At 70.2% G+C, this 24,404-nt stretch carries 18 protein-coding genes and 1 pseudogene; 10 read left to right on the forward strand and 9 right to left on the reverse strand.

What is annotated here, in order from left to right:
- The first annotated feature begins 65 nt into the window (after nucleotides 1-65).
- Together WMF22_RS34330 and WMF22_RS34335 are read left to right on the forward strand one after the other, a co-directional pair.
- Nucleotides 66-1,298, forward strand: a complete 1,233-nt coding sequence (locus WMF22_RS34330) for a KGGVGR-motif variant AAA ATPase (RefSeq protein WP_438032525.1) — start codon at nucleotides 66-68, stop codon at nucleotides 1,296-1,298.
- A complete protein-coding gene (locus WMF22_RS34335) occupies nucleotides 1,298-2,773 on the forward strand; it encodes a hypothetical protein (protein ID WP_438032526.1) in 1,476 nt (491 codons plus the stop codon). Before WMF22_RS34330 ends, WMF22_RS34335 begins: the two co-directional genes overlap by 1 nt.
- Before the next feature lie 285 nt (nucleotides 2,774-3,058).
- On the opposite strand, the gene WMF22_RS34340 is transcribed toward WMF22_RS34335, so the two are convergent.
- The 3 genes from WMF22_RS34340 to WMF22_RS34350 form a co-directional block, all read right to left on the reverse strand.
- Nucleotides 3,059-3,658: a hypothetical protein gene (locus WMF22_RS34340; protein ID WP_438032527.1), complete on the reverse strand. Its 600-nt coding sequence runs from the start codon at nucleotides 3,656-3,658 to the stop codon at nucleotides 3,059-3,061.
- A gap of 77 nt (nucleotides 3,659-3,735) precedes the next feature.
- Nucleotides 3,736-3,978 carry a hypothetical protein gene (locus WMF22_RS34345; protein ID WP_438032528.1) on the reverse strand — a complete coding sequence of 81 codons (243 nt, stop codon included), beginning with the start codon at nucleotides 3,976-3,978 and terminating at the stop codon, nucleotides 3,736-3,738.
- 161 nt (nucleotides 3,979-4,139) lie between these two features.
- Nucleotides 4,140-9,167 (reverse strand): AAA family ATPase, encoded by a 5,028-nt coding sequence (locus WMF22_RS34350; protein ID WP_438032529.1) that lies wholly within the window; start codon nucleotides 9,165-9,167, stop codon nucleotides 4,140-4,142.
- A gap of 171 nt (nucleotides 9,168-9,338) precedes the next feature.
- On the opposite strand from WMF22_RS34350, the gene WMF22_RS34355 reads away from it, so the two are divergent.
- Both WMF22_RS34355 and WMF22_RS34360 read left to right on the forward strand, forming a co-directional pair.
- On the forward strand, nucleotides 9,339-9,557 hold the full coding sequence (locus WMF22_RS34355) for a hypothetical protein (RefSeq protein ID WP_437294195.1): 219 nt from the start codon (nucleotides 9,339-9,341) through the stop codon (nucleotides 9,555-9,557).
- A gap of 291 nt (nucleotides 9,558-9,848) precedes the next feature.
- Entirely contained in the window at nucleotides 9,849-10,004 is a 156-nt protein-coding gene (locus WMF22_RS34360) for a hypothetical protein (protein ID WP_438032530.1), read from the forward strand.
- Nucleotides 10,005-10,248: 244 nt separating this feature from the next.
- Here the strand turns inward: WMF22_RS34360 and WMF22_RS34365 are convergent, their stop codons facing one another.
- Together WMF22_RS34365 and WMF22_RS34370 are read right to left on the reverse strand one after the other, a co-directional pair.
- On the reverse strand, nucleotides 10,249-10,821 hold the full coding sequence (locus tag WMF22_RS34365) for a CAP domain-containing protein (RefSeq protein WP_437294197.1): 573 nt from the start codon (nucleotides 10,819-10,821) through the stop codon (nucleotides 10,249-10,251).
- A gap of 624 nt (nucleotides 10,822-11,445) precedes the next feature.
- Nucleotides 11,446-11,820 (reverse strand): tyrosine-type recombinase/integrase, encoded by a 375-nt coding sequence (locus tag WMF22_RS34370; protein ID WP_437294198.1) that lies wholly within the window; start codon nucleotides 11,818-11,820, stop codon nucleotides 11,446-11,448.
- A 397-nt stretch (nucleotides 11,821-12,217) separates the two neighbouring features.
- On the opposite strand from WMF22_RS34370, the gene WMF22_RS34375 reads away from it, so the two are divergent.
- Nucleotides 12,218-12,754 carry a tetratricopeptide repeat protein gene (locus tag WMF22_RS34375; protein ID WP_438032531.1) on the forward strand — a complete coding sequence of 179 codons (537 nt, stop codon included), beginning with the start codon at nucleotides 12,218-12,220 and terminating at the stop codon, nucleotides 12,752-12,754.
- 194 nt (nucleotides 12,755-12,948) lie between these two features.
- On the opposite strand, the gene WMF22_RS34380 is transcribed toward WMF22_RS34375, so the two are convergent.
- Nucleotides 12,949-15,468, reverse strand: coding sequence for a Kelch repeat-containing protein (locus WMF22_RS34380; protein WP_438032532.1), 2,520 nt, complete (start codon nucleotides 15,466-15,468; stop codon nucleotides 12,949-12,951).
- 598 nt (nucleotides 15,469-16,066) lie between these two features.
- Between WMF22_RS34380 and WMF22_RS34385 the strand changes: the two genes are divergently transcribed.
- A complete protein-coding gene (locus WMF22_RS34385; protein WP_437294201.1) occupies nucleotides 16,067-17,140 on the forward strand; it encodes a ferritin-like domain-containing protein in 1,074 nt (357 codons plus the stop codon).
- Here the strand turns inward: WMF22_RS34385 and WMF22_RS34390 are convergent.
- Together WMF22_RS34390 and WMF22_RS34395 are read right to left on the reverse strand one after the other, a co-directional pair.
- On the reverse strand, nucleotides 17,116-17,280 hold the full coding sequence (locus tag WMF22_RS34390) for a hypothetical protein (RefSeq protein WP_438032533.1): 165 nt from the start codon (nucleotides 17,278-17,280) through the stop codon (nucleotides 17,116-17,118). The genes WMF22_RS34385 and WMF22_RS34390 overlap by 25 nt on opposite strands.
- A 29-nt stretch (nucleotides 17,281-17,309) precedes the next feature.
- Complete coding sequence (locus WMF22_RS34395; RefSeq protein ID WP_437294202.1) at nucleotides 17,310-18,293, reverse strand: AraC family transcriptional regulator; 984 nt, start codon at nucleotides 18,291-18,293, stop codon at nucleotides 17,310-17,312.
- A gap of 138 nt (nucleotides 18,294-18,431) precedes the next feature.
- Between WMF22_RS34395 and WMF22_RS34400 the strand changes: the two genes are divergently transcribed.
- Nucleotides 18,432-19,199 carry an SDR family oxidoreductase gene (locus WMF22_RS34400; RefSeq protein WP_437294203.1) on the forward strand — a complete coding sequence of 256 codons (768 nt, stop codon included), beginning with the start codon at nucleotides 18,432-18,434 and terminating at the stop codon, nucleotides 19,197-19,199.
- A gap of 3 nt (nucleotides 19,200-19,202) precedes the next feature.
- Here WMF22_RS34400 and WMF22_RS34405 read toward each other — a convergent pair whose 3' ends face one another.
- Nucleotides 19,203-19,352, reverse strand: coding sequence for a hypothetical protein (locus tag WMF22_RS34405; protein ID WP_437294204.1), 150 nt, complete (start codon nucleotides 19,350-19,352; stop codon nucleotides 19,203-19,205).
- 404 nt (nucleotides 19,353-19,756) lie between these two features.
- Between WMF22_RS34405 and WMF22_RS34410 the strand changes: the two genes are divergently transcribed.
- The 3 genes and pseudogenes from WMF22_RS34410 (at nucleotide 19,757) to WMF22_RS34420 (ending at nucleotide 24,275) form a co-directional block, all read left to right on the forward strand.
- On the forward strand, nucleotides 19,757-20,962 hold the full coding sequence (locus WMF22_RS34410; RefSeq protein WP_437294205.1) for a hypothetical protein: 1,206 nt from the start codon (nucleotides 19,757-19,759) through the stop codon (nucleotides 20,960-20,962).
- Nucleotides 20,963-21,539: 577 nt separating this feature from the next.
- Nucleotides 21,540-21,896 (forward strand): annotated as a pseudogene (locus WMF22_RS34415) (LLM class flavin-dependent oxidoreductase); the annotation flags it as partial.
- A 177-nt stretch (nucleotides 21,897-22,073) separates the two neighbouring features.
- Nucleotides 22,074-24,275: a hypothetical protein gene (locus WMF22_RS34420; protein WP_438032534.1), complete on the forward strand. Its 2,202-nt coding sequence runs from the start codon at nucleotides 22,074-22,076 to the stop codon at nucleotides 24,273-24,275.
- The last annotated feature ends 129 nt before the right edge of the window (nucleotides 24,276-24,404 follow it).

Raw genomic sequence — 24,404 nt, forward strand, 5'->3', positions numbered from 1 at the left:
CACGATCGTCCGCGGTGGAGGTCATGCGGGACCTCCACGCTGCTGGGCTTGGCATCGAGCGTGCTGTGATCGTTGATGACCTGTTCGGTCGCGTGCGCGTCGTCGTCTGGCCGGACGTCACCGGAGACGACGCCGCGCTGCGCGCCAGCGTGGATGAGAGGCTCCGACAGGCCTGCGCGCAGTACTGGACAGGCGACGTATGGCTCGCCGGGACGTCGGCGCCGCCGGAGGACCGGCTGCTCTATGACACCGCGTGGGCGGAGGGCGTCTCCGTCGTGCCGTCCGACGCGCTGCGCCTGAATGATCGGCATCGCAGCCGGACCGCGTGGTTCCTGCCAATCGAGAAGAGTCAGCCCATATGGTCTGCCTCCGAGGGGCCTCCCGTCATCGTGTTTCATTCCTTCAAAGGTGGCGTCGGGAGGACGACCGCGCTCGCGGCGTACGCCATCGCGCGCGCCCGCGCGGGTGAACGTGTCGCCGTTGTCGATTTCGATCTCGACGCGCCCGGGGTCGGCCGGCTACTCGACGCGGACGGCCAGGGGACGACTGCGCGATGGGGAGTGGTCGACTTCCTCCTCGAAGCGAAAGACGATCTCCCCCTCAGCGACTATCGCCATGTCTGCGCGCGCGAGCGCGTGACCGGCGAAGGTAGGATCGAGGTCTATCCGGCTGGCATGCTCGATGACGCCTACCTGACGAAGCTTTCGCGCATCGATCTAGAGGCGGGGGCCGACCTGTCACGGCACCCGCTCTTTCGTTTGTTGCAGCGAATCCGAGAGGACGAGCAGCGACCCTCCGCGATCCTGATCGACGGCCGCGCCGGCCTCTCGCCCGCGGCGGGTCTGCTGCTCTCGGGTTTCGCGCACCTCCACGTGCTGTTCGCGACGACGAGCGCCCAGAGCCTCGCCGGCCTCTCGCGGATCGTGCGGCGCCTCGGCTTCGAGCAGGCACGCCGCGGCCTGCCGCAAGTGGAGTGCGTGATCGTCCAGGCGATGGTGCCCGACAATGCCGAGGTTGGGGCGATCGCCGAGGCGAGCTTCGCGGCGGACGTAGAGAAGACGTTCCGCGAGGAGTACTATGCGAAGCAGGCGGATGAAGAGGACCGGCTCTGGTCGCTCGACGACCTCGCGAGCAGCGTCGCCCCGCACGTCCCTGTTCCGATCTCGTACCGCGGCAAGCTGGCGTTCTTCGAGACCATCGATCAGATCGCCGACGTGCTCGCCAAGGAGTCCGATTACGAGAAGCTGTGCAAGCGCCTGGACGGCCGGCTCGCGCCCCCCCGCATCGAAGACGCCTGATGCCGAACCTCACGAAGTCCTCGCGTGCTGCGCTTCTTGCGTCGCTGAGCCTGAACGCCGGCCAGGCGGAGGTGTCCGACCCGCGCGTAATCTTGCCCATCGCCGAGCACGCGCGGGCACTTGAGCCCGAGGTCGTCCTGATCGTCGGCGATCGCGGGGCGGGAAAGACGCAGCTCGTCCGCGCGCTGGAGGACGAGAGCGTCCGTGCAGCGCTCGTCCGGCGCATCCCAGGGCTCCGCGCCCCGGTCGGGCACGTCGAGTGGCGCACCGTCCAGACGCTCGGGAGAGGCGGCCCCATTCAGCCGGCATGGCGTAGCTTCGCGCGCGCACACGGCCGCGAACGCGACGATGTCGTCGGAGTCTGGCTCGCCTACCTCGTCCGCCTGCTCAGCGACCACTTGGACGATGCATCTCGCGTGGCCATGCAGGACCTCCTGATGGCCCCCGGTGTCGACGCGGCGGCATGTCTCGACGCGTACCGGCCGCACGCGCTCGCCGCCGCTGCGGCGCTGGACGCGCTCGATGAGCGGCTCGCGAAGGAGGGCCGCTGGATCTTCGTCGCCTACGACGAGCTCGATACGCTCGTGCTGGACGACTGGCACGCCCTTGGCGTCCTCGTGCGCGGGCTCGTGAGCCTGTGGGCTGCCTATGCCCGTCGCTGGCGGCGCATCCGACCGAAGGTCTTTCTCCGGTCGGATTTCTATCGACGTCACCGTGAGATCGCGGGAGCGGACGTCGCGAAGCTTGCGGCGAACCGGGTCGAGCTTCAGTGGAGCGACAAGAATCTCTACGCGGCTCTCATCAAACACATCCTGAACAAGCGCGACGGGAATGGCGAGGAGCGGCTGTACGAGCACTTCGCGCCCGTCGTCCGGGTGGTGGACGACGATGTGCTCGGCCATCTGCCGGCGCTGATCGACGCTCGCGACGCGAGGCTGTTCGTCAACCGTCTCGTGTCGGAGTTCATGGGTGCGAACAACAAGAAAGGGCTCGCGTTCACCTGGATTCTCGATCACCTGCGCGATGGCAACGGACGGGCGCTGCCGCGCACGCTCGTGTGGCTCATCGAGTTCGCGGCGGAGATCGAGCGTGCCCAGCCGCGCGCCGTCGGGAGCCACCTGCTCCACCACGTGTCGGTCCGCAATGCGCTCGATCGCGTGTCCGAACAGTACGTCGAGCAGGCGCAGACGCATGAATTCGCGTGGCTTGCTGGCCTTGGTGAGCGCCTGCAGCGAGATCGGGAAGTGCCGTGGAACCGGCGAGAACTCATGAAGCTCGTCGGACACCAGTTCGACCGGACCTGGGGCGCCTCAGCGCAGGAGATCCGACCGCCGGGGCAGGACCCAGAGGAGGTGATCCAGAGCCTCGTCGACCTGGGAGTGCTTCGCCAGCGCCCGGACGCGAGCTTCGACGTGCCAGATCTTTACCTCAAGGGGCTCGGCCTGATACGGCGGGGGGGCGTCGCGAAGGACTGACGCATCGGCCTCGCAGGACGAGCGGTCCCCTTTCAAGAGAGCCCGCTCCCCGCGGCCGGTCGTCCGCCGACGCGACCGTGAGGTGCTGGCCCGAGCTCGTCCGGCGCGGCATGTCCCGCTCCACGAGCGCGCTCTCCCGGAGCTCGACCCCCGCTGCGCGGTCGGCCGCGCGCAGCGCGTCCAGCACCTGCCGACCGTCTTGCGATCGAACCCCGCCTCGCGCGCCACGTGACGCGCGACGGGCAGGGATGAGTGGTTTGGTCAGCGTCGCCCGGCTCGCCGCGCTCAACCGAGCGACTGCAAGATCGAGCTGAATCCGTTCTGGCCGTGGCGGCTGCCCTGCGGGGACAGCCACGCTTCGTAGGTGTCGCCGCTCGGCGAACGGAGCTGGATGAACTCGAGGCTCACGAGAGGGTTGAAGGGGTTGCCGGGGCGGGGGCCGATGTCTTGGCCGGGATACGTCGCGTCCTGGTTGAAGGCGCGGGTGCCCTGATCGAAGGCGGCGAGATGCTTGAAGTTGCCGCGTTTGCCGAAGTCGCTGTACTCGCGAGAGACGAGGACGCGGCCGCGGTTGGTGAGGCCGACGTGAACGTTGGGAACGTAGGTGGAGACGCCGATCACGGCGGCAGATGCGGCGTTGAGGACTCCGCCGGCGATGCGGCGAGCCGTGCCGGCGGGCGCCTGGTACTCGACTCCGCTCCAGTTGCCGATGACGCGCTCGCCGGGCTGGAGCTCGTAATACTGGGCGTAGAAGTCGCTGAATTTTTGCTCGATCTCCTCCGGGGTCATGTTGGCGGCATCGGCCATGGCCTTCTTGCGGGCGTACATCGAGTACGCGAAAACGGCCGCCATGAACACGAGCGGGATCAAGTAATACATCTGCATGAACAACTCCTCCAAGAGAACCCACGCTCCACGCTGGAGCCACCGGAGGCGATGGTTACGCGGCGGCGCACGCCAGGTCAAGGGGGCGCACTTCGCGTGATCGACCAGCGTTCGGACAACCGTCGCATGCCCTCGACGCCTGCCGCCGTCACTGCCTCTTCTATCTGTTGATTCTGGAGCTCCATGGCTTTTCGTTGATCAGCCGGAATCGCCTTGGGCCCGTTCACGTTCCCCGTGACCCGGAGCTCACCCATGGCGCGGTTCGCGCCTGTCGCGTTCGGCGCGAAGAAGATGCCGCGACTTTGCATTAGCAATGCCATGCTCACGCGCTGGTTGACATGGAACACCGTCGGCGGTGGGTGCGGCGATCACCGCGCGAACGAAGTCCGCCCCTGCCCGCCTGACAAGCGAGCGCCGGGAGCCGACACGCCGGCGAGGCGCGCGGGAGCGGCCAAGATGCCCCGGCCGCGGCGCCGGCGCCTCAGCCGCGGCCGCGGGTATGGGCGAGCGCGTAGGCCACGCCGCTCTGCAGCGTGCCGAGCGTCAGCAGGCCGTCGAGCCCGGCGGCGTCGCGGACGAGCAGCTGGGCCGCCGCGGGCCGCACCCCGGTGAGGATCGCCTGGGCGCCGACCAGGCGCAGCGCGCTCGCGGCCCGGGCGAGGATCGCCGCCGGGGCGGCGTCGAGCTGGCGCACGCCGGTGATGTCGAGGATCACCACCTGCGCGCGCGTGCGGACCGAGCCCTCGAGGGCCGTCGCCAGCACCTGCGACGCGCGGGCGTCGTCGAGCACCCCGATCAGCGGCATCACAACGATGCTCTCCGTGATCGGCAGCAGCGGTGCCGCCATGTCCGCCAGGCGCTCCTCCTGGACGCGCAAGATCTCCGCCTGCGCCGCCGACCGCTCGCGCTCGGCCCGCTCGCGCTCGCCGATCTCGCGGCGCGTCTGCGCGTGGGCCTCGCGCAGCGCCTCGCCCTGGCGCACCAGGTCAGAGTTGACCGCCTGGAGCTGCTCCAGCGCGGTCTGCAGCTCGTGTGTGCGCGCCTCGACCTGCTGCTCGAGCTGCCCGCGGGCCTGCTGCACGCTGGCGTACAGCCGGGCGTTCTCGATCGCCACCGCCGCCTGCGCCGACAGCAGCTGCAGCAGCTCGACGCGCTCGGGCGCGAAGGCGTCGCTGGTCGCGTTGTTCTCGACGTAGAGGATCCCCGACAGCCGGCCCTGGAGGAGCAGCGGCAGGCACAGCACCGAGCGCGGGCGCTGGCCGGCGACGTAGGGGTCGCGGGCGAAGCGGGGCTCGGCGCCGGCGTCGCCGAGCAGCACGCCCTCGCGGCTGCGGGCGACGTAGCGGACCACCGAGGTCGCCAGGGTGGCGTCGTCGCGCATCGGCTGGTCGAGGCCGACGCGGACCTCGTCGGGCGCGGTGCGCATCTCGGCGGCGATCGACAGGTCCTCGCCCTGCGGCACGAGCAGGAAGCCGCGCTGGGCGCCGGCGCGGAGCATGACGATCCGCATCAGGCGGTCGAGCAGCCGGTCGAGCGCCAGCTCGCCGGCGACCGCCTGGGCGGCGTGCATCAGGCCCTCGAGGTCGAGCGAGCCGCCTCCGAGCCTGCGGGTGGTGGTCGTCGAGCGGCCCGTGCTGTGGCCGGCGCGCGCGGGCGCGGGCGGGGCGAGCAGGTCGGCGCGGGTGAGCTGCAGCTGGCTCGCCTTGGCGGCAGCACCCCAGCGGGCGAAGCCGACGTGGGCGTCCTGCAGGTAGGCGCCGGCCAGCGCGCGACGGTTGCGGCGCAGGTAGAGCCGCGCCGCGCACTCGCTCGCCAGCGCCGCGTGGAGCACGAACCCGCGCGCCTGCGCCTCGGTGATCGCCTGCTCGTAGCCCGCGATCGCCTCGGCGTCGCGGCCGGCCAGGCGCGCCGCCTCGGCGTCGAGCAGGTGCTGGAGCGCCACGAACTGCGACGGGTTGCTCGTCGACCACGGCCGCAGGGCCGCGCGCTCGCGCTCGAGCCGTCGCGCCAGCGCCTCGCGCTCCGCCTCGCCGGCCGCGTCCCAGCGGGCCGCGGCGACCAGGCCCGAATAGGCGTACTGCTCGGGCGAGTACATGTGCCCGGCCCCGGCGCCGCTCTCGTGCAGCTCGCGGGCGCGGACGGCGAGCTCGAGCCCGCGCTCGTGCTCGCCGTACAGGTAGGCGAGGCGCAGCTTGCTGACCGCGTAGAGCCACGGCACGAGCCCCCCGGGCGGCATGTGGGCGACGAACGCGCCCTCATCGAAGCCGTCACCGTCGAGGGCGCTCGTCGCCGACTCGCCCATCAAGTTGACGACCACGCGGCGCATGAACTCGACCACCGCCGTCGACGCGACGTCGCGGGTCTTCCGCAGCAGCGCCGTGACATCGTCGATGCGGGCCTCGGCGCCGCGGATGTCGGCGTCGGCGATCAGCGCCAGCGCGGCCGATTGCAGGCAGTAGAACGACACGTAGGCGAAGTTGCCGACCTCGAGCGCGACGCGCCGCGCCGAATCGCGGTATTCCTCGCCGGCCGAATACGGCTGGCGATAGAACACGATCGACGTGCCGAACAAGAAGTGCACCATGCAGCGGGTGCGCAGGTTGCCGGTGCGCTCGTTGAGCTTGACCCCGAGCTCGCCGAACTCGTAGGCCTTGCCGAGCTCGCCGGTGACGCCGGCGAGCAGGAGGCTGTACACCGCGTAGCTGTAGTCCGACCCGTCGACGTTGCCGTGGCGCAGCGACAGGTTGACCATGTGCAGCACGATCAGGGGGAACAGCGCCGGCCTGCCGACGAACACCGGCCCCGACATCGACGCGAGGAGCCGCATCACGACCTCGACGTCCGGGTCGCGCGCGGGCGGGGCGTCGAGCAGGGCGCCGATCCGCCGCTCGCCGAGGTTCATGTGGGCCGCCACGAACGCGGCCGCGACGGCCTCCTGCAGCGCCGGGCCCTCGTCGGGCAGGCCGAAGCCGTACATCGCCAGCGCCGCGCGCCCGGCCGCGACGACCGCCGCGAAGTCGCCCATCGCCGCGTGCAGGAGGACGCGGAGGTCGTGGACCTGCGCCCGCTCCTCGCGCGAGCGCGCCCGCGCGAGCGCCTCCTCGAACAGCGCGTCGGCCTCGGCGAACGCCCCGCACAGGTACGCGCACTCGGCCAGCTCGACGCGCAGCGCGAACCCGAGCTCGAACCAGCGCGCCCACGGGTCGGCGCCGAGGCACTCGCAGCCGGCCTGGAAGTACTGCCGCGCCGCGTGGTAGGCCGTCGCCGCGCGCGCCCGCCGGCCCGCGCGGAGGTTGAGCCGCGAAAGCTCGAGCCGCTCGTCGCCGTCGATCCGCGGAAGCGCCGCGTCGAGGTGGCCGACGACCTCGAACAGCGCCTCGTCGGGCACGCTCGCCGGGTACGCGTCGCGCAGCAGCCGGCCGACGCGCAGGTGCGTCTCCTCCCGCACCTCGCTCGCCAGCAGCGAGCCGGCGGCCTGCTGCACGCGGTCGTGGAGGAAGCGGTGGAGATCGTCGCCCTCGCCGCCGGCGAGCGGCACGATCAGGCCCTCGCGGACCAGCTCGCCGAGCGCCGCGGTCGCGTCGTCGCCGTCGTCGCCGCCGACGGCCGCGAGCACGCGCCACGAGAAGCGATAGCCGACGCACGCGGCCCGCTGCAGCAGCCGCTGGGCCGCGGGGGTCAGGCGGCGGATCTTGCTGGTGACGAGGGTGACGACGTTGTCGGTGACGTCGCGCGCCTGCACCTGCGCGTCGTCCCACACCCACCGGCGCGCGGCGGGGTCCCAGCGCAGCAGGCCGTCCTCGGCGAGCAGCAGCAGGAACTGGCCGATGAAGAACGGGTTGCAGTGGGTCTTCTCGCCGACGATCCGCGCCAGCGCGGCGACCTGCGACCGCTCCATCACCAGCGTGTCCGCCAGCAGCTCCTCGACGTCGGCGAGCGCCAGCGGACCGAGCGGCACGTCGCCGACCTCGACCCCCGCCGCGCGCAGATCGGCGAGCGCGGCCGGCAGCGGGTGCCCGGGGCCGACGTCGTCGTCGCGGCAGGTGCCGAGCACCAGCAGGTGCCTGCACTCGGCGTCGAGCAGCATCTCTTGCAAGAGGCGCAGCGACGCCGGGTCGACCCACTGCAGATCGTCGAACACGAGCACGAGCGGGTGGTCGGCGGCGGCGAAGACCCGCAGCAGGGCGGTGAAGATCAGGTTGAAGCGGTTCTGCGACTCGGCCGGGCCGAGCCGCGGGACTTCGGGCTGCGGGCCGACGATGAGCTCGAGCTCGGGGATCAGATCGGTGAGGAGCTTGCCGCTGCTGCCAAGGGCGGACGCGAGGGCGCGCCGCCACGCATCGAGGGCCTCGGGCGCGGCCGTCAGCAGGGTGCGGCACAGCTCGCGCAGCGCCGTGGCGATCGGGGCGTACGGCGCGCCGCGGTCGTATTGATCGCACTTGGCGGCGACGAAGAACCCGCCGCCGCGGGCGACCGGCGCCGCCAGCGTCTGGACCAGCGCCGACTTGCCGGCGCCGCCGGGCCCGCGCACGAGCAGCAGCGTGCGCGCGCCGGCGGCGACGCCGGCGAAGGTCGCGCGCAGGACGTCGACCTCCTGCTGCCGTCCGTACAGGCGCGGCGGGATCCGCGGGGTCGACGGCCGGTCGGCGCTGCCGAGCGCGAACGGCTCGATCGTCCCCGTCGCCTCCCACGCGGCCGCGCAGCGCTGCAGGTCGGCCCGCAACCCGGCCGCGCTCTGGTAGCGATCCTCGGCCGCCTTGGCGAGCAGCTTCATGAGGATGTCCGACAGCACCGCCGGCACCTTCGGCATCAGCACCGCCGGGGCGACCGGCACGCGCGCGAGCTGGCTGTGGACCAGCGCCATCGCGTCGCCGGCCTCGAACGGCAGCACCCCGGTCACGAGCTCGTAGAGCGTCACGCCGAGCGAGTACAGGTCCGAGCGCGCGTCGACCGGCCGGTTCATCCGCCCGGTCTGCTCGGGCGACATGTACGCCAGGGTGCCCGCCATCCCCGCGCCCGCATCGACGCGCGACGCCTCGTCCTCGCCGCCGGCGATCGCCAGGCTGAAGTCGATCAGCTTCACCTGCCCGGTCGCCGGGTCGTGGACGATGTTGTGCGGCTTGATGTCGCGGTGCAGCAGCGGATAGCGGTGCAGCAGGTCGAGCGTGCCCGCCACCTCGACGCCGATCGCCAGCACCGCCGCGAGGTCGAGGGCGCCGGCGTGGAACAGCACGTCGAGCGAGCGACCGCCGCAGTCCTCGAGCACCAGCGCGAGCTCGTCGCCGATCGTCTCGAGCGCGTGCGCCTTGATCACGCCCGGCAGGTCGAGCGATCGCAGCACCGCGAACTCCCGCCGAAGCGCGCCGTGGATCGCCGGCGCGAGCGGCCCGCCCTTGCCGATCTTGACGACCACGCGGGCGCCGTCGCGGGCGCGGACGGCCCGATGGATCACCACGCCCGCGCCCTCATGCAGCTTCGCGGTGAACGTGTACGCGCCCTGTTCTGCCATGACTGTGCCTCGTGACCCGTCGAGCGTCGCGCCCGGCCGCCGCGCGAGTCATCGATCGCGCCACCGCTTTCGAGCGTACGTCCTGAACGTACGTGACATGGCGCGACCGGGTAAAGCATCCACCTCAGCGCATCGCGCCACCCCGCCGGCTGTCTCGCCGACCCGAGGCCCGTGGATGGAAATCGCAGATTAACGTGGCCGCGCATACTGGCCCAGGACGGCGCGCTCTTCAGCGCGCCAACGCGCCTCTTCGTAGAGAGCGTGGAGCGGTTGTATGAAGAGCGCGCCGTGCGCCGAGGCGCGCTCGGCGCGGCCAAGCGCGGCGCGGTGACCGTCGTGCAACACACGTCCGGCGACCTGCGGCGCAATCCACATCTGGCGTCGCTTTGACTCGATGTATCCTGAAATGAAGGCTTGGCGAATGCGCTTTGCATTGGTTCTCGGTCTAGCCCTCTGCGCAAGCGCGTGCAGCGGCGAACCCGGCGGCACGAGCAACGACGGGCAGCCCCCGCGCTCCGCTGGGACGTTGGGAGGGAGCGAGGTCACGTATCGCAAGATCGACCGCGCCGAATGGGAAGCCACGTGGAACAGTCGGGACATGGTTCGTCTTCGCACGGGCGAAGGCCTGACCCTTTGCTCCTGAGCGGCGCTCGCCCGACGCCAGGCGTCACGAACGAAGCCGTGAACGTCGAAATGGGCCTCTTGCGCGTGCCCTCGCCGAGCGGTGACCGCTGGTACTGCGTCGGCGGAGGCAGCTACCAGTTTTCCGATCCCTTTGGCTCCGATGCGCTCGTCGACTTGAGCGGGCTCAGTGCCCTCGAGCGATGGTTGCCCTGAACCTCGAGACGCTCACCGATACCTTGAGGTGTCCAGGAGCGACGAAGGTCGAGGGCTCGCTTCACTTCAGCCCGCCGCCGTGAGAACAGGTCGACCTTCGTCACCTCGACGAGATGGTCGCCCGCAGGGGTGCTGGTCCTGCTGGTGGCGGCGGCGGCGGCGGCGAGCGGTTGCGCCACCCTCCAGGAACGTCCGCCGCAATCCTACGAGACGCGGGCGGCTCACGGCGCGCTGCGCACCCGGCTCAGTAGGGGCGCTGGCCGACGAAGTTGCCGGGAGGATCGTAAGTGCACACCCAGAACTGCCAGGCGCTGACCCCTTCGAACGGTGAGCCGTCCGCACAGCTGGCGATCCCGCAGCCGAGCTGCAGGGAGTCGGCCCAGACCACCTGGGTGTAATGGCCGCACGTGGCGGCGCTGCAGGCGTTGCTCGCGAGGTCGTAGCTGACCGCCTCGCTGATCCACGAGCCGACGACATCCTCGGGGGCGGGTGAGGCGCTGCTCGACGTCGCGAAGAGGTTCTCTCCGTAGCCGTTCGCGCTGTGGCGGAACACACACTTGTCGGCATGGGCCTGAGCCACCGCGGCGAGCTCGAACGACCACGAGAGCGGGGGCAGCGGCGGATCGGCGGGCGGGTCGACCGCGGCGCGCGCCGCGTTGTGGGCCGCCGTCATCCCGACCATCCGCGGCGGCTCGTCGTCGCCCTCGCCGCTCGCCGGGGCGTCGGCGTCGTCGGACGAGCTGCCGCACCCGGCAGCGAGGGCGAGCATCAGGGAGAACAGCGCGAACCCGTGGAGACGTGAGCCGAGCGTATTCACGGAACCATTGTCCTACAGCTCGGCCGCGCGCCGCAACAATTTATTCGATGATGGCTATGTCACCTCACGACAGACCTTGTACCGATAAGCCTACAGCCGTGTGGACGGCGGCGTCCGGGCATGGCGCCGGACGTCGGGATAGCCATTATCCAGCCGGGTGAAAAATCCGGCCATCCTCCGGCTCCTTTTACCTGCGCGCATAGGTCCTTCAAGGCAACGAGGGAACATCCAATGACTCGATCGACACGCATCACGCGAACGGCGCGCGTGTCGACTGCGCCCTCCGGAGAAGCCGTCCCCGAGCTCCGCCCGGAAGCTCCCGTCGAGGGACATGGACGCCGAGATCGACGCGGAGCTCGCGGCGATGAAGAGGCGCGTGGGGAAGAAATAGGGGCCACGCGCGCGGCGTCGGTGAGGCGCGCACCTCGGCGAGCCCGCGCGGCGTGGGCGCGGCATGGGCGCGGCGGCCGAGCTCGAAGGCCGCCGCGAGCCGCGTCGCGTCGAGCAAGCGTTGGTCTCCTTGACAAGGCGGCGCAGCCGTCAGGTACGCTACCTTCCACGATGAGCGGGGCTGGGACGACAGGGTGGGGTCGGAGCTCGAGGCGCTCGCCGCTGCCCCGGCGGTCAGCGGTTAAGGGGGCTGATGACGCCGAGCGGGCCGCGGTCGACGATGTGGATGTCGATCATCGTGGTCCGCCCATCTTGGTGGCCGAGCAGCGTCTGGATCGTCCGGACGTCGATGCCCGCCTCGAACAGGTGGGACGCAAAGCTGTGGCGGAGAGGTCGGCATGTCGCGCGCTTGGCCAGCTCCGCCGCGCGCCCGGCATCGTGCACGGCCCTTTGCGCTGCTTGGTTCTGCGTGGATGCGACGGGGCGGCGTGCGACCGCAAATTCCTCAAGGAAGGCCGTGACCTCTTCCGCGCCCATCTGCCGTGGGGGCTTGCCATTGTGGAAGCGGATGGGCACCCAGCCGTCGGCGCGAATCTTGCGCGACGACACGCCGTCGCCGTCCGAGACCTGGCAGCGGGAACACGTAGGTACGCAGCGGCGGTCTATCTCCGCGATCCCGCGGATAGGCTGCGGAAGGTCGCGGCCTATCTGCGGGATTGCGGAGATAGGCCATGATGGGCCGCGACTTATCCTCGGGAATATGGAGATAGGGCACCACGGCTCGCGGCCTGCATGTGAATTCGTAGGTGCGTCATGCATCACAGCCAATTGCGACGTCAGCCATGCCCTTATGAACTACCGCTCTTTGTTCGTTCTGTTGCTCGCGCTCCTCGGCGTCGCGTGTCGTCAGGACAGAGATACGAGTGCCCATACAAGCCCTACGGCTCCGACTCAGGCGCCCACTCCGGACGTCGGCTGCAACTCCCTGCCCGCGGACCATGATGTCGTGTACAAGCGCGGCGTGGATCTGATCAATCCGTACATGACTTTGCACGGCCGAGCGGCGGCCAAGGACGCGGAACGTGCGATGCGCCTGGAGGCCGGCATTGCATGTCTCGATCGGGCGCTGAGCCTCGTCCCGTCAAATTGGGCGGCTCTGTGGGTTCGTGGCAAGGCATTTCAGGCGCTTGATGACCATCTACAGGCGCATGGCTCATTCGCGTCCGCCTACGCTCTTCAGCCCGAGAATCCGGACGTCGGGCGCGAGCTCGTCGTCGAGTGCTTGGAGCTCGGCAAGTCCGGAGATGCAGTTACAATCGCGGACCGCCTCACCAAGCTCGCGCCGCAGGACGCGGGCCTTCGGGCCAATCTCGCGCTGGCGCTACTTCTCGACGGGCAGGTGCAGCGAGCGCGTGGGGTGATCGCGGATGCCCGCAGGCAGGACCCCAAGGACCCGATCTCAAGGGCTCTTGAAGAGCGGATCGACCAAGTGGCCGACGGCTCGAGACGACAACCCAGGACCCTCCGTGAGATGGAACAATGAATGGCAGGTGCCTAGATGGCCAACCCAGTTCTTCTGCTGATGGTGCCTCGTTCCCGAGCGGCGTGGCGTACGTCACGATGGCGTTGCGGAGCACCATCGCCTCTTCCCGGTTGCGCAACCCGAGGATGCCGAGCAGGTCGCGCCCGCTCACCTCGTCGAGCAGCGCGCTGCCTTCGCGCAGGTTTACCTACGCGTTAGCGAGCATTCCTCGGCGCTCTGCGCGACGTAGCTCCCCGTCGCCACCGCAGGCACATCAGGGCGAACGTCGAGAGCAGGCCCACGTGGGGTGTGGAGCTCGGCATCGTGCCGCTGAGGCTACAGCCACCCCCGCTCGGTGCGGATCCCCCGCTCGGTGCGGATGACGAGGAACTGCTGCCGGTCGCGCCGGCGCCTGCCGAAGCAGCGTTGGAGCCCCCCGCTCCGCCGCCGCCAGCGCCCGCTCCGCCGCCGCCAGCCCCCGCTCCGCCGCCTCCAGCCCCCGCTCCGCCGCCGCCGGCGCCCGTAACGCCGCCGCCAGCGCCCGCTCCGCCGCCAGCCCCCGTACCGCCGCCGCCCGTAGCCGGGCCACTGCCGCCCTCACCGGTCCCGCACCCGTCTGCCTCTCCTTGAGTGCCCCTGCAGACGCCGCCACTGCAGCTATCCCCCTGCGTGCACGCATCGCCGTCGTCGCACACAGGGCCCGTGAGCTGCGCACAGACTCCATCGAACGCCGCGCCCGCGGCGACCGAGCAGGCATCGCATGGGCCTGCGTCACACGCCGATCCGCAACAGACACCGTCGACGCAGAAGCCGGTTGCGCACTCGGCGGCAGACGCGCAGGCAGCGCCTCCCACGATGAAGCGCTCGGCGCTCGTGGTGCGCCCTTCATCCGGGGTATACGTCGGCAAGACCTGACCGCCCGCGACGAGCACGCTGCCGTCGAGCAGCAGCGTCGCCGAATGGTAGCTGCGCACGGTGGACATGGGCAGCCCGGCCGTCCAGCTGCCGCTCGACGGATCGTAGAGGTGGGTCACGTTCGTGTGCTCCTCGGTGTAGAAACACCCCTGGCTGACGCCGGGACGGCAGTCTTCCCAGAATGCCTCGAACCCTCCGGCGACGAGCACGCGTCCGTCCGGCAAGAGCGTGATCGTCCGCCCCTGGAGGGGCCTGTCCACGTAGCCCCCTTCGCCGAAAGGCTGCCGCAGGATGTGAGGCAGCCCCGGGGCGAGGGTCCACGTGTCCGCGGCGGGGTCGTAGACCTCCGCGTTGCGGTCGTTCCAGGAGGTCGCCACCACGAGGACCTTTCCATCATGGAGCAGCGTCGCCTCGTAACCGTCTCCGTGACGAGCGTTCATCGTCGCGGCGGGCGCCCACGTGTCGTCCGCCGGGTCATAGATCGCGGCCTGATTGGCGCCGTGCGCGCCTGGCGACCCCGTGACGAGGACCTTCCCGCTCGGGAGCGGCGTGCTGGTGACACAGCACCCCGCGATGCCCGGCGTGGACCTGGCAGTCCACGTGTCGACGGCAGGCTCGTAGATCTCGGCGCCGGAGGGGCTGAAGGCCAGGACGCTCCCGTCTTGAAGCAAGAGCGGCGCGTGTCCCGATCCCACGCTGGGCATCGACGCCACGGCCGTCCAGGTGCCCGCCGCAGGATCGAAGACCTCCGCCGTGTCGACGAGGGTGGAAGTATTGGCCGAGATCCAGCTCCACCCGCCGGCGACGAGCACCCTGCCGTCCTGCAGCAGCGTGGTCGAATGGCCGCTCCGGTCGTCCGTCATCGTGCCCGCGGGGATGAACGTGTCCGTCGCCGGATCGTAGAGCTCGGCGGAGTCGGCCCTCGGCTCTTCGCCGAAGGCCTTCGGGTCTCCGCCGATGAGGAGGGCCCGGCCGTCCAGGAGGCGAATCGCCTGCTGCCCTGCGCGCGGGCGGTTCATCGATGCTGCCGCGACCCAGCTCGGATCCACGAGCAGCGCCACCCCGGGCGCGGCGTCGACCCACAGGGCGATCGATCCGCCCTCGACGCTGAGCCGCGTGGCGACGGGCCGCCCTCCCGCCGCGTACGCGGCCGGCGCGGACACGCGGACGCGCGCCGCGCCGCTCGCGTCGACCACCTCCACGATGTCGCCGCGCAGCCGCGGCGAGGCCCCGCTGACGCTCCACCGCGCGGCCGGCCGCCCACGCTCGACTCCCGCGCTGAAGAACAGCCACTCTTCATAGCCGTCCTCGGTCGCCGTCCAGAACGACGCGCCCCCCGGCAGCGCATACGCGACGCTGCCCTCCTCGAGCCGCCCCGCGCCGTGCGCGTTCGCCTCGCGGACGTCGATCGCGAGCCCGTCGGCGAAGGCGAAGCGAAGAGCGCCCTCCCCACGCTCCGGGAGCCGCAGCCGGAGCCGGCGCCGCGCCGCCATCCCGGGGAGTTCGAAGCCGCTCCCCGGGATGGCGGCGAAGCGCTCGGCGCCTTCGAGGGCCGCCGCATGCTCGGGGAACGCCTCCCGCAGCGCGGCGTGCGCCTCCGAGCCCCCCTCGCCGGCGCCGGCGCAGCCGGGGCTCGCCCCGAGCGCAGCCAGCAGCAGGAACGCCGGGCCTGCCGCCCCGGCCCTCCGGGTACATGCCCGAGCCCGCGCCTCCCGAGCGCCGCTCGCCGGCTCGTCATGCTCGTGCCTGTCGACGGCTCTTCGCGCGCGCTCCGGCAGACCGGCTCGATCGTGACGCTGGCGGACTCGGTGATGACGCATCGGCATCTCCCGGAAAGTAAACGATGCTCGGCTCGGAGGTTCGCGCCTCGCGACCCAAGGGCGGGTTGCGCTCTGGTTGCGTCCTTGGATGCTCGGAGCAGACGTGGCATTCACGGCGCCGCGCCCCCCCGGCGGTCGGGCGCCTCTCCGGGCGTCGAATTCCTGCGGGGAAGCGGCGAGCACGGGAGTCGTGCAGGGTTCCGCTCGCGTTCCCGGGTAGAACGCGAGCGCCAGGACACAGGGCCATGAGTTCTCGCCCCTCCGCGCTCTCCAGAAAGCCAGCCCATGCGTCCACGCGCGCAGCGTGGCCATACGGTGGGATCGGTGATGCCGCGAGCCCTTCACGGCGGGCGACGCAGCGGCGGAGGGCGCCCTGCGGGGCAAGCGGGTGTCTGATGGGCCAAAACAAAAACGGCTCGCCAGGCGCCGTCCCCGCGGGGCTTGACACGGGCGAAAGTTCTACGGTTTCCTATCCGCACGACAAGATCGTCCGCTGCAACTACGGCTATCGCCACAGTGAGACGCAATGCGCCGAGGGCGCTCGCCTCGACCATCCGGACGTCATGACCGCCATCTGCGGGCTTCCTTGAGGTGAACCATGTCCAATCACGCCCGCTTTTCCCTCGTCGCCCTGATCGCAGCGCTCGTTCCCGGGTGCCTCGACACGGGCGACTGCGACAACCAGCCTGCGCGTGGTGAGAGCGAAAAGGACGTCCCCCTGACGGAGCTGCGCGCTTCCCTCGGCGAAAACGGCACGCTCGAGCCTTCCGAGTGCGAGCGGCTCTGCACCGAGGCCTTTCGTTTCGAGAATTTCAACGTGAAGGGCGTGCATGACTGCGCCGTCGTCGACCCGCTCCCGCAAGCGGGCGCGGGCGGCGCCGCGGGTTCCGCAGCCGAAGAGAGCGTGACCATCCGCTGCGACATGACCACCGTGTACCTGTGTGAAGGAAGGCGTCACGCGAACTGGACCCACGGTGCGCGCGGGGGCGGGCGAGACGCGCTCGGTGCGTGGCTCGCCCGTGCCGCTTCCGCGGAGCAGGGCAGCGTGCACAGCTTCCTCGCGCTCCGCGAGGAGCTCGAGGCCTTCGGGGCGCCGAACCAGCTCTCCGAGCGGGCCCTCGGCGCGGCTGCCGAGGAGGTGCGCCATGCCCGAATGATGCGGATCTTGGCGCACCGCCGCGGCGGCCGTCCGGTGGACATCCCCATCGAGGCTCGAGCACGAGGCCGCTCTCTCCTCGAATTCGCTATCGAGAATGCGACGGAGGGATGCGTATTCGAAGCGTTCGCGGCGCTCGTCGCCGCCAACCAAGCCGTGCACGTGAGCGACGAGGACGTGCGCCACGTCATGTACGAAATTGCGCGCGACGAGGCGCATCACGGGCAGCTGGCCTGGGACATCCATGCCTGGTGCGCGTCGCAGCTCACGAAGGACGAGCTTCGTCGGGTAAGGCACGCCATGCGCCGCGCCTTCCGTGAGCTCTTGATGCAGAGCGCGCGCGAACGCGGGGAGGCTCTCTTCGCCGATGTTCTCGGGCTTCCCTCACCAGCCGTCGCAGTGCAGCTCGCACGCGCGCTCGCGCGCGAGGCGCTCTCAGCGCTTGGCCAGGGACTCGCAGACCAATCCGCCGATGGGGGCGCGCTCCGCGGTCAACCGGGCCTTCTCCTCGAATGAGTGTGACCGTCGTGCAACGCACGTCCGGCGACCTGCGGCTCGATCCACATCTGCACCAAGCTGATCGGACCGGCCTGCAAGGGCAGGATGGGGCTCGGCAGGGCTTCTTTCACTTCGCCCAGCAACAAGGCTTCGTTCACTTCCGCGCTCGAGCGCTGGTACTACGCCTTCAAGCACGGAGGGCTCGACGCCCTCCGTCCGGAGCCGCGCTCGGATCGCGCGACTTGAGGTGCCGCCGCCACGCGCCGGGGGCCATGCCGGCCCACTGCCGGAACGCGTGACTGAACGAGGCCTCGGACGAGTAGCCGGTGAGGCGCGAGACCTTCGCGAGCGGCGCGCCCTCGCGGAGGAGGACCGCGGCCTTCTGCATGCGGAGCCGCGTGAGGTAGCCGAGCGGCGGCTCGCCGACGAGCGCGGTGAAGCGCGCCGCGAAGACCGAGCGCGAGAGGCCCGCTTCCTTCGCGAGCGAGGCCACCGTCCACGGCTCCTCGGCGCGCCGGTGCATCGCGCCGAGCGCCGCGGCGATGCTCGGATCGCGGAGCGCGCCGAGGAAGCCGCCGCCGTCCTCGGGCAAGCGCGCGAGGTACGCGCGGAGGATCTGGATGAACATGACGTCCGCCATCCGGAGGAGGACGATCTCGGACCCGGGCCGGTTCGTCTCGATCTCGCGCGTGATGAACTGGATGTTCTCGAGGAACGACGGCACCGCCTGCTCCGCGTCGGGAGTCATCCGGATGAGCGGTGGCAGCGTCGCGAGGATCGGTGTCGCGAGCGGATCGTCGAGCACGAAGCCGCCCGTGATGAAGGTCGTCTCCGGGCCTTTCGTGCCGAGGTCGATGTGGATGACGTCATGGGTCGGGTTGGGGGCGCATCGCACGAGCTCGGCGAAGCTCCGGGGGGTGCTCCGCGGATGGTCGCGCAGCGCATGGGCGTGGCCGAGCGGAAGCACCGCGAGATCGCCGCCGGAGAGCGCGACGCGCGGCTCGTCCGTCTTGTCGACGCTGAGCCAGGCGCTGCCGCGCACCACGTAGTGGAACCGGATGCAGCTCTTGACCTCCGGCAGGGCGACGCCCCACGGCGCGCGCCCGACGGTGGAGACCCAGCGTGTCCGCCGCAGTCGAACCGGGGCAAGCACCGCGCTCAAGGCATCCATCGCTCGACAGCGTAATGGGCGCGGGCCGCGGCGTCCAAGCCGTGCGGACGATTTCGCAACTTTCCCAGACGCCTTCGCATGGTTCGTGCGGATCGCGAGCCGTATGAAGGACGCGTCGTTCTCGACGAAAGGAACATCATGTCCAGCAAGCTCGATCTCTCGAGGGAGTTCATCGGTCGCCGTGCCCTCGTCACCGGAGGCTCGCGCGGCATCGGCGCGGCGATCGCGCAGCGCCTCCTCGACGCCGGCGCCAAGGTCGCGGTCGCCGCGCGCTCGCGCAGCGACGTCACCCCCGCGGCGGCGACGTTCATCTCGGGCGACGTCCGCACGAGCGAAGGGGTGAAGGCGATCGCCGAAGAGGCGCTCGCGGCCCTCGGCGGCCTCGACATCCTCGTGAACAACGCGGGCGGGTCGCGCGGGTTTCTGGGAGGCTCCGCGACGATCCCCGACGAGGAGTGGCAAGACACCCTCGCGCTCAACCTCCTCGCCGCGGTTCGCCTCACGAACGCGGTCCTGCCGGCGCTCCGCGCCTCGAAGGCCGCCGCGGTCGTGAACATCTCGTCGACGGCAGCGACGATTCCGTACGGCCCGTTCGCGCACTACTGCGCAGCGAAGGCGGCGCTCGACACCTACTCGCGCACGCTCGCCGTGGAGCTCGCGTCGAGCGGCGTCCGCGTGAACGTCGTGACGCCGGGGCCGGTGGCGACAGCGAGCGCCGACGAGCTGCGGAAGACGTTCACCGACGGGATGGGCATTCCGGCCGACGCGTTTGTCCAGCAGGTGCCGCTCGGGCGCCTCGGCACCACCGACGACGTCGTGGAGGTCGTCACGCTCCTCGCGTCGGATCGCGGCAGGTGGCTGACCGGCGGGAACTACCGCGTCGACGGCGGAATGACGGCGCGCTGACGGTCAGGCCTTCATCGGGCTGCCGACCTCGCCATCCGCGCGGAAGTCATCCAGCGGCGTGACGAGGTAGCGCCGGCCGTCCTCGCGCGGCGGGGGCACGTGACCGGCGTCGACTTTCACCTGGACCGCCTGGAACAGGCTGCCGCCATGCATTCAGCCGAGCCGTGATGGCCGGCGGATGGTCGCAAGCGCGTTGCGCTGTTGTTGCTCAATCCGCGCAGGTGTGGTTCGTTGCGCGCCGCCGAGGAGCGCTGGAGCGTGGCGGGGGCGAGGCGCCGGCTTGTTCGCCTGGGGCGATCGGGGCTCAATGCCTCTTGGAAATCGCTGGCGGACGCCGCGCGCTGCCACCCTGGCATGAGCGCTGCAAACACGGGACACGGCTGAGCGTCAAACGGCGGGACCTTCGCGGCGTTCACAGCGACGCGCAGCGACCTCTCAGCCGGCGATGCCGCCCATCCCGGCGGCGCTGTTGCCTGGTTAGCCCCTATTCAACAAGAAGAACACGTGACCCGACCTTCTGCTCGCATGCCCAGCACACCTCTCTTTCCGAGGACGCCATGAAGAACGGTGGATGTAGTCTCCAATCCAGGATCTGGTCGCTCGCTCTAGCAGCGGTCGGCGCACTGTCCCTCGTCGCCTGTGGTGGGACGGATGAGAGCACCGCCGAGCCAGCGCTCGACGACGTGGGCGTGGCCTACCAGGGGCTGAGCTCCCATTGGGGCTGGGCCCACGCGGACCACACGAACCCCTATACGAACCGCTGCGTGAACGATGCCGCCAGGAGCATCAACGCGCTCTACGACCCGAACTATGTCATGGCCTACCGCAGCGGCAGCGACGCCTGCAGCACGTATGCGCCCACGACGGGCACCGGGCTCATTCACCACCAGGGCATCCAGCGGCTCGCGCGTGACTACAACTATTTCCTGGTGACGACCTCGGTTCAGGGGAACGCACGCCCGGGCTTCGAGGTCGTGCGCCTCGGATCGCTGAGCAACAACCCGTGGCTGCTGGGTCGGAATGCCTCTCCCTCCCGGCTCCCGTCCTGCAGCGACGCGATCGTGCACTACCAGTCCGACGACTCAGGGATGCCGTACGATCACTCGGGCGGCCTTCAGGTGAACGGCGAGTACGTCATCGTGCCTTTCGAAAAGAACGACGATGGGGCGACGGCGGGCTTTCGCATCGCCAGGCTGTCGAATCCCCTGAACCCCCAGTGGAGCCCGCTGGTCTTGCGAACGCGAGGTCAGACGGTCAATGCGGGAGCGGTGAGCCTCACGCTGCTCTCCTCTGGCCGCTACCTCGCGCTCGTCTTTGGCCACAACTCGGACGACGTCGAGGTGTTCGTGTCCTCGGAGGCGGCGATGCCCTATTTCGGCAGCTCGAGCTCCACCTGGATATCTCAGGCGAGCGTCTCGACGCCCTTTGGCGGCGCGGAATACCAGGGCTTGCAGCTCGTGACCCAGTGCGACGGGCAGCTCTTTGTCGCTGGCACGCACAGGAACAAATGGTTTGACGAGGACTGGGTCGACCTGTGGCGTGTGGACCTCAGCGCGACCTTCGTGCCTGGCTTCACCGAGGTGGCCAGCCGACACATGTCCTGCAGCAGCTCGGCCACGGGCAACAAGCGCTACTGCGCCTTCGATGCAGGGGCCGGGATCTATGTGGATCCCGACGGCGAGATCCTGCTTTATGGGGTGGAGCACTACAACGACGCCTACCCGGGCACGACACGCGCGGTCAAGGTGCGCGAGTTTCCGTAGGCTCCGTCAGCGAGTCGACCCGAGCGGCGGGCTCGACGTTCGGCCCCAGCTTGCTCACCGCGCCTCGCTGGATGGCTTCACCTTGCACGCGGCGACACGCGCCGGCGCGCACCGTGCCGCGTCGAGGGAGGCGCCCTTGCGCTACGTCCTGCGGCCCCCGATCGCGCAGGAGCGCGTCGAGCTGCAACGGGACGGCCTGGTGCGGCTGTCGCTCGAGCGCGCCTTTGCCGACGGGACCTGAGTCGGGTCGCCGGCCGCAACCTGGGTCAGGTCGCCGTGCCACCGCTGATCGGCCAACCCGGGTCGGGCCACCATCCGTCATAACGTTTAATAATCCGCTATAGTAGACATGCCGTATGACGGCGAAATGCTCGGAGTGGCCGCTCGCGCGGCTCGGGGTTCAACGGTGGCCGCACGCACCCTGAAGCTGGGCGCGTTCATGCGCCCGGTCAGCATTCACACCGGCGCCTGGCGCTACCCAGGGGCCTACCCGGACGCGAACTTCAACTTCGCGCACCTCAAGCGCTTCGCGCAACGCCTGGAGCAGGCTCGCTTCGACGCGTTCTTCATGGCGACAGCCGGCCAGAGCGGGCGCGAACGCGCGATCGCGCTGGCGCGTCGAGAAGGGCTGACGGTGCGGCAGCTCGCGCAGCGCCTCGGCGGCTTCGGGGGGCTCGCGTTCGTCGGCACGCCCGGGACCATCGCGGACCAGATGGAAGAGTGGCTGGTCCAGGACGGCTGCGACGGCTTCAACATCATGTTCCCCTACTTGCCGGGCGGCCTCGACGATTTCGTCGATGGCGTCGTCCCCGAGCTCCAGCGCCGGGGCCTGTTCCGGCGTGAGTACGAAGGGCGAACGCTGCGCGAGAACCTGGGGCTCGCGCGGCCCCCCAACCGATTCTTCCCGACCCCCGCCGCGATCGAGCCTCCGTAGCGCGCCGCGGGGCTCGGAGAGCGCGGGCTCGGTCGATCCAGAAATCGACCGAGCCCGTGTCGGGTTTTCCTCTCCGTTCACGGAAAAGGGTTGAAGCGCGTGGAGCGAGGGGCATCGGCGCCCCCACCGCCCGCGCGTCCGACCTCACCCTGCAACGAATGTTCCGGGAGGACCTCCATGCGACAATTCACCTTTCTGGCTCGCCTCTCTCCCCTGGCCCTCACCCTCCTGGCCGTCGCGGGCTGCGGGGACCTTGCCCCAGAGACCCAGGCGGATCCTTTCATTGACCCCGAGCCAGGCGCCGCGGAGCCCAGCGACCCGGCCGCCAAGCCCACCGATGTCACGACGGGCCCTGTCATCGCTCTCACGTCCATTCGACGCGAAAAGGCCCCTCTGCTCGCGGAGCTCATGGACGGCGCCCCTTCGAGGTTCCGGGCGGACCTCATCGCGGATCCGAGCCCCGCGAGCCGCGTGGCAGAGGCGTCCGCCGTGCTCATCGACGCCGAGGCCGCGAGCGCCGACGACATCCGCTCCTACGGGTCCCTGCTCCGGGCAGCGCGCCTCGCGGGGGTGCCTGTGATCCTCGAGAACGCGCGCGACGCCGAGAAGGTCGCGCTGGCGCTGGGCATCGGGATGTCCGCGCAGGTCGTCTACGCGGCGCCCAGCCCGGGCGGCCAGCGCTTCGACGTGCGCGTCTTCGGCGACGTCACCGGCGAGGAGACCGAGGAGCACAGCTCGGTGCGCTTGCCGGCCTCCGCGAAGGCGAGGTACGCCCGGATGACCGCGGGCGAGCGGGCCGAGCTCGGAAAGAAGCTCGAAAGGAGCGAGGCCGAGCTCGACGCGCTGTTCGACGCGGCGCCCGAGGCCGAGCCCATCACCATCGACGCAAAGCCCCGGATCGCCTCGAGGTCCGAGGTCGCGCAGACGGCGTTACCCGCCCGGGGCGAGCTCCTCGCCGAGATCAAGGGCCTGCTCGCGGACCACAAGGCCCACGCGCTCGCGCAGCTCGTGACCGAGCCTCTGCCCGAGGGCACCTACCGCTCGTACAACGTGACGCCCACCTCCATCCACTGGGAGTGCGGCGACGACGGCCAGCGCTCCGTCATCGACCGCAACTTCACGGTGACGCTCCTCGCCTCCAACGCGCCGGAGGGCAAATACGTCGTCTTCGCGGGCAATGGCACCCAGTACAACCCCGGCGGGCTCAAGTGGAACTCGGGGAACAACCGCGGCTACTTCCAGGAGACCCTCCAGCACTCGATTCGCCCCCTGTCGGCGGGGCTCTCGCCCTACGCCCACAGGCCCCACTCGGCCAACGAGTCCTCGACGTTCACCACGTCGAACGGGTTCTCGGTCGGCGGGGGCGTGGGCGTCGATGGGCCGTCCACGAGCTTCAGCTTCGATGTGAGCGAGCAGGCCTCTCAGTCCTTGAACGACTTCGACGTGATCGATTTCTCCTCGGGTTCGATCTTCGGCTGGCAATACAGGCTGGCCTCGGTGAGCGGGCATTCTTACAAGAAATGGGAGGACCTCCACAACGACACGTGGGGCGGCCTCTACGGCCTGCCCAACCTCGCCAAGAGCACGCTCACGGAGGAATACGAGGGTATCTACGCGGCGAGCCTCCAGGATCAGTCGCTTTACCCCGTGGAGAACGTCAACCTGCAGTCGGTGCGGCACACCTGGGTCTCCCACGATTACGTCCTCTGGGAGGAGATCAAGACCACCTCATGCGGGAAGGCGGCCGGCTCCGTCGTCACCGTGGACCTGAGCTCGGTCAACGTGGCCAAGCTGGGCACCATCCCCTTCAGAGAGACGTTCGATCAAGGCGTCGCGCGGGGCGTCTGGACCGTGATCAACGAGGGCATCACCGACAGCTCGTCGAGCTGGAAGGGGGTAGGCGGAGCGGCGACCGAGACGGGCGGCGCGTTCGATTACCCCCAGACCGCGGCCGACGGAGCTGTCGACATGCGCGGGACCTACCTCGTCGCGCCCCGCACGGCCTTCGGGCAGGGAGCGCTCTCGGCGAAGATCTACGCGGGCGACCCCGACGGCTTCGGCCTCATGTACGCCATCAACGACACCGGCTCGAGCTACTACCGGGTGATGTTCGACGCGAGCTTGAGCGTCGCGCGCCTGGTCCGGGTGGACGACGGCGTCTTCACCGAGCTCGCGGTCAACACGAGCTATGTGCCGCCGCAGAACGCATGGATGACGGTGCGGGTCGAGCGCGAGGGGACGACGCACCGGATCAAGGTCAATGATCAGGTGGTGCTGGCGGTGTCAAGCGAGGTGACGTACGCGTGGGGTTCGGTCGCCCTGTTCTCGTGGGCGATGAGCGACGTGCGCTTCGACGACGTGACGATCACGACCCTTTGACGCGATCCTGAGACGCCTGGGCGGCTCGGGGCGCGGGCTCGCGCCGCCACGGCAGGATCGCGGTCGCCAGCGAACCCAGCATCGCCGCGGCGTAGATCCCGGACGCGCGCGCCGGCAGGACCGCCGTCC

This window comes from Sorangium sp. So ce204 (assembly GCF_051526795.1).
Taxonomy (GTDB): domain Bacteria; phylum Myxococcota_A; class Polyangia; order Polyangiales; family Polyangiaceae; genus Sorangium; species Sorangium cellulosum_B.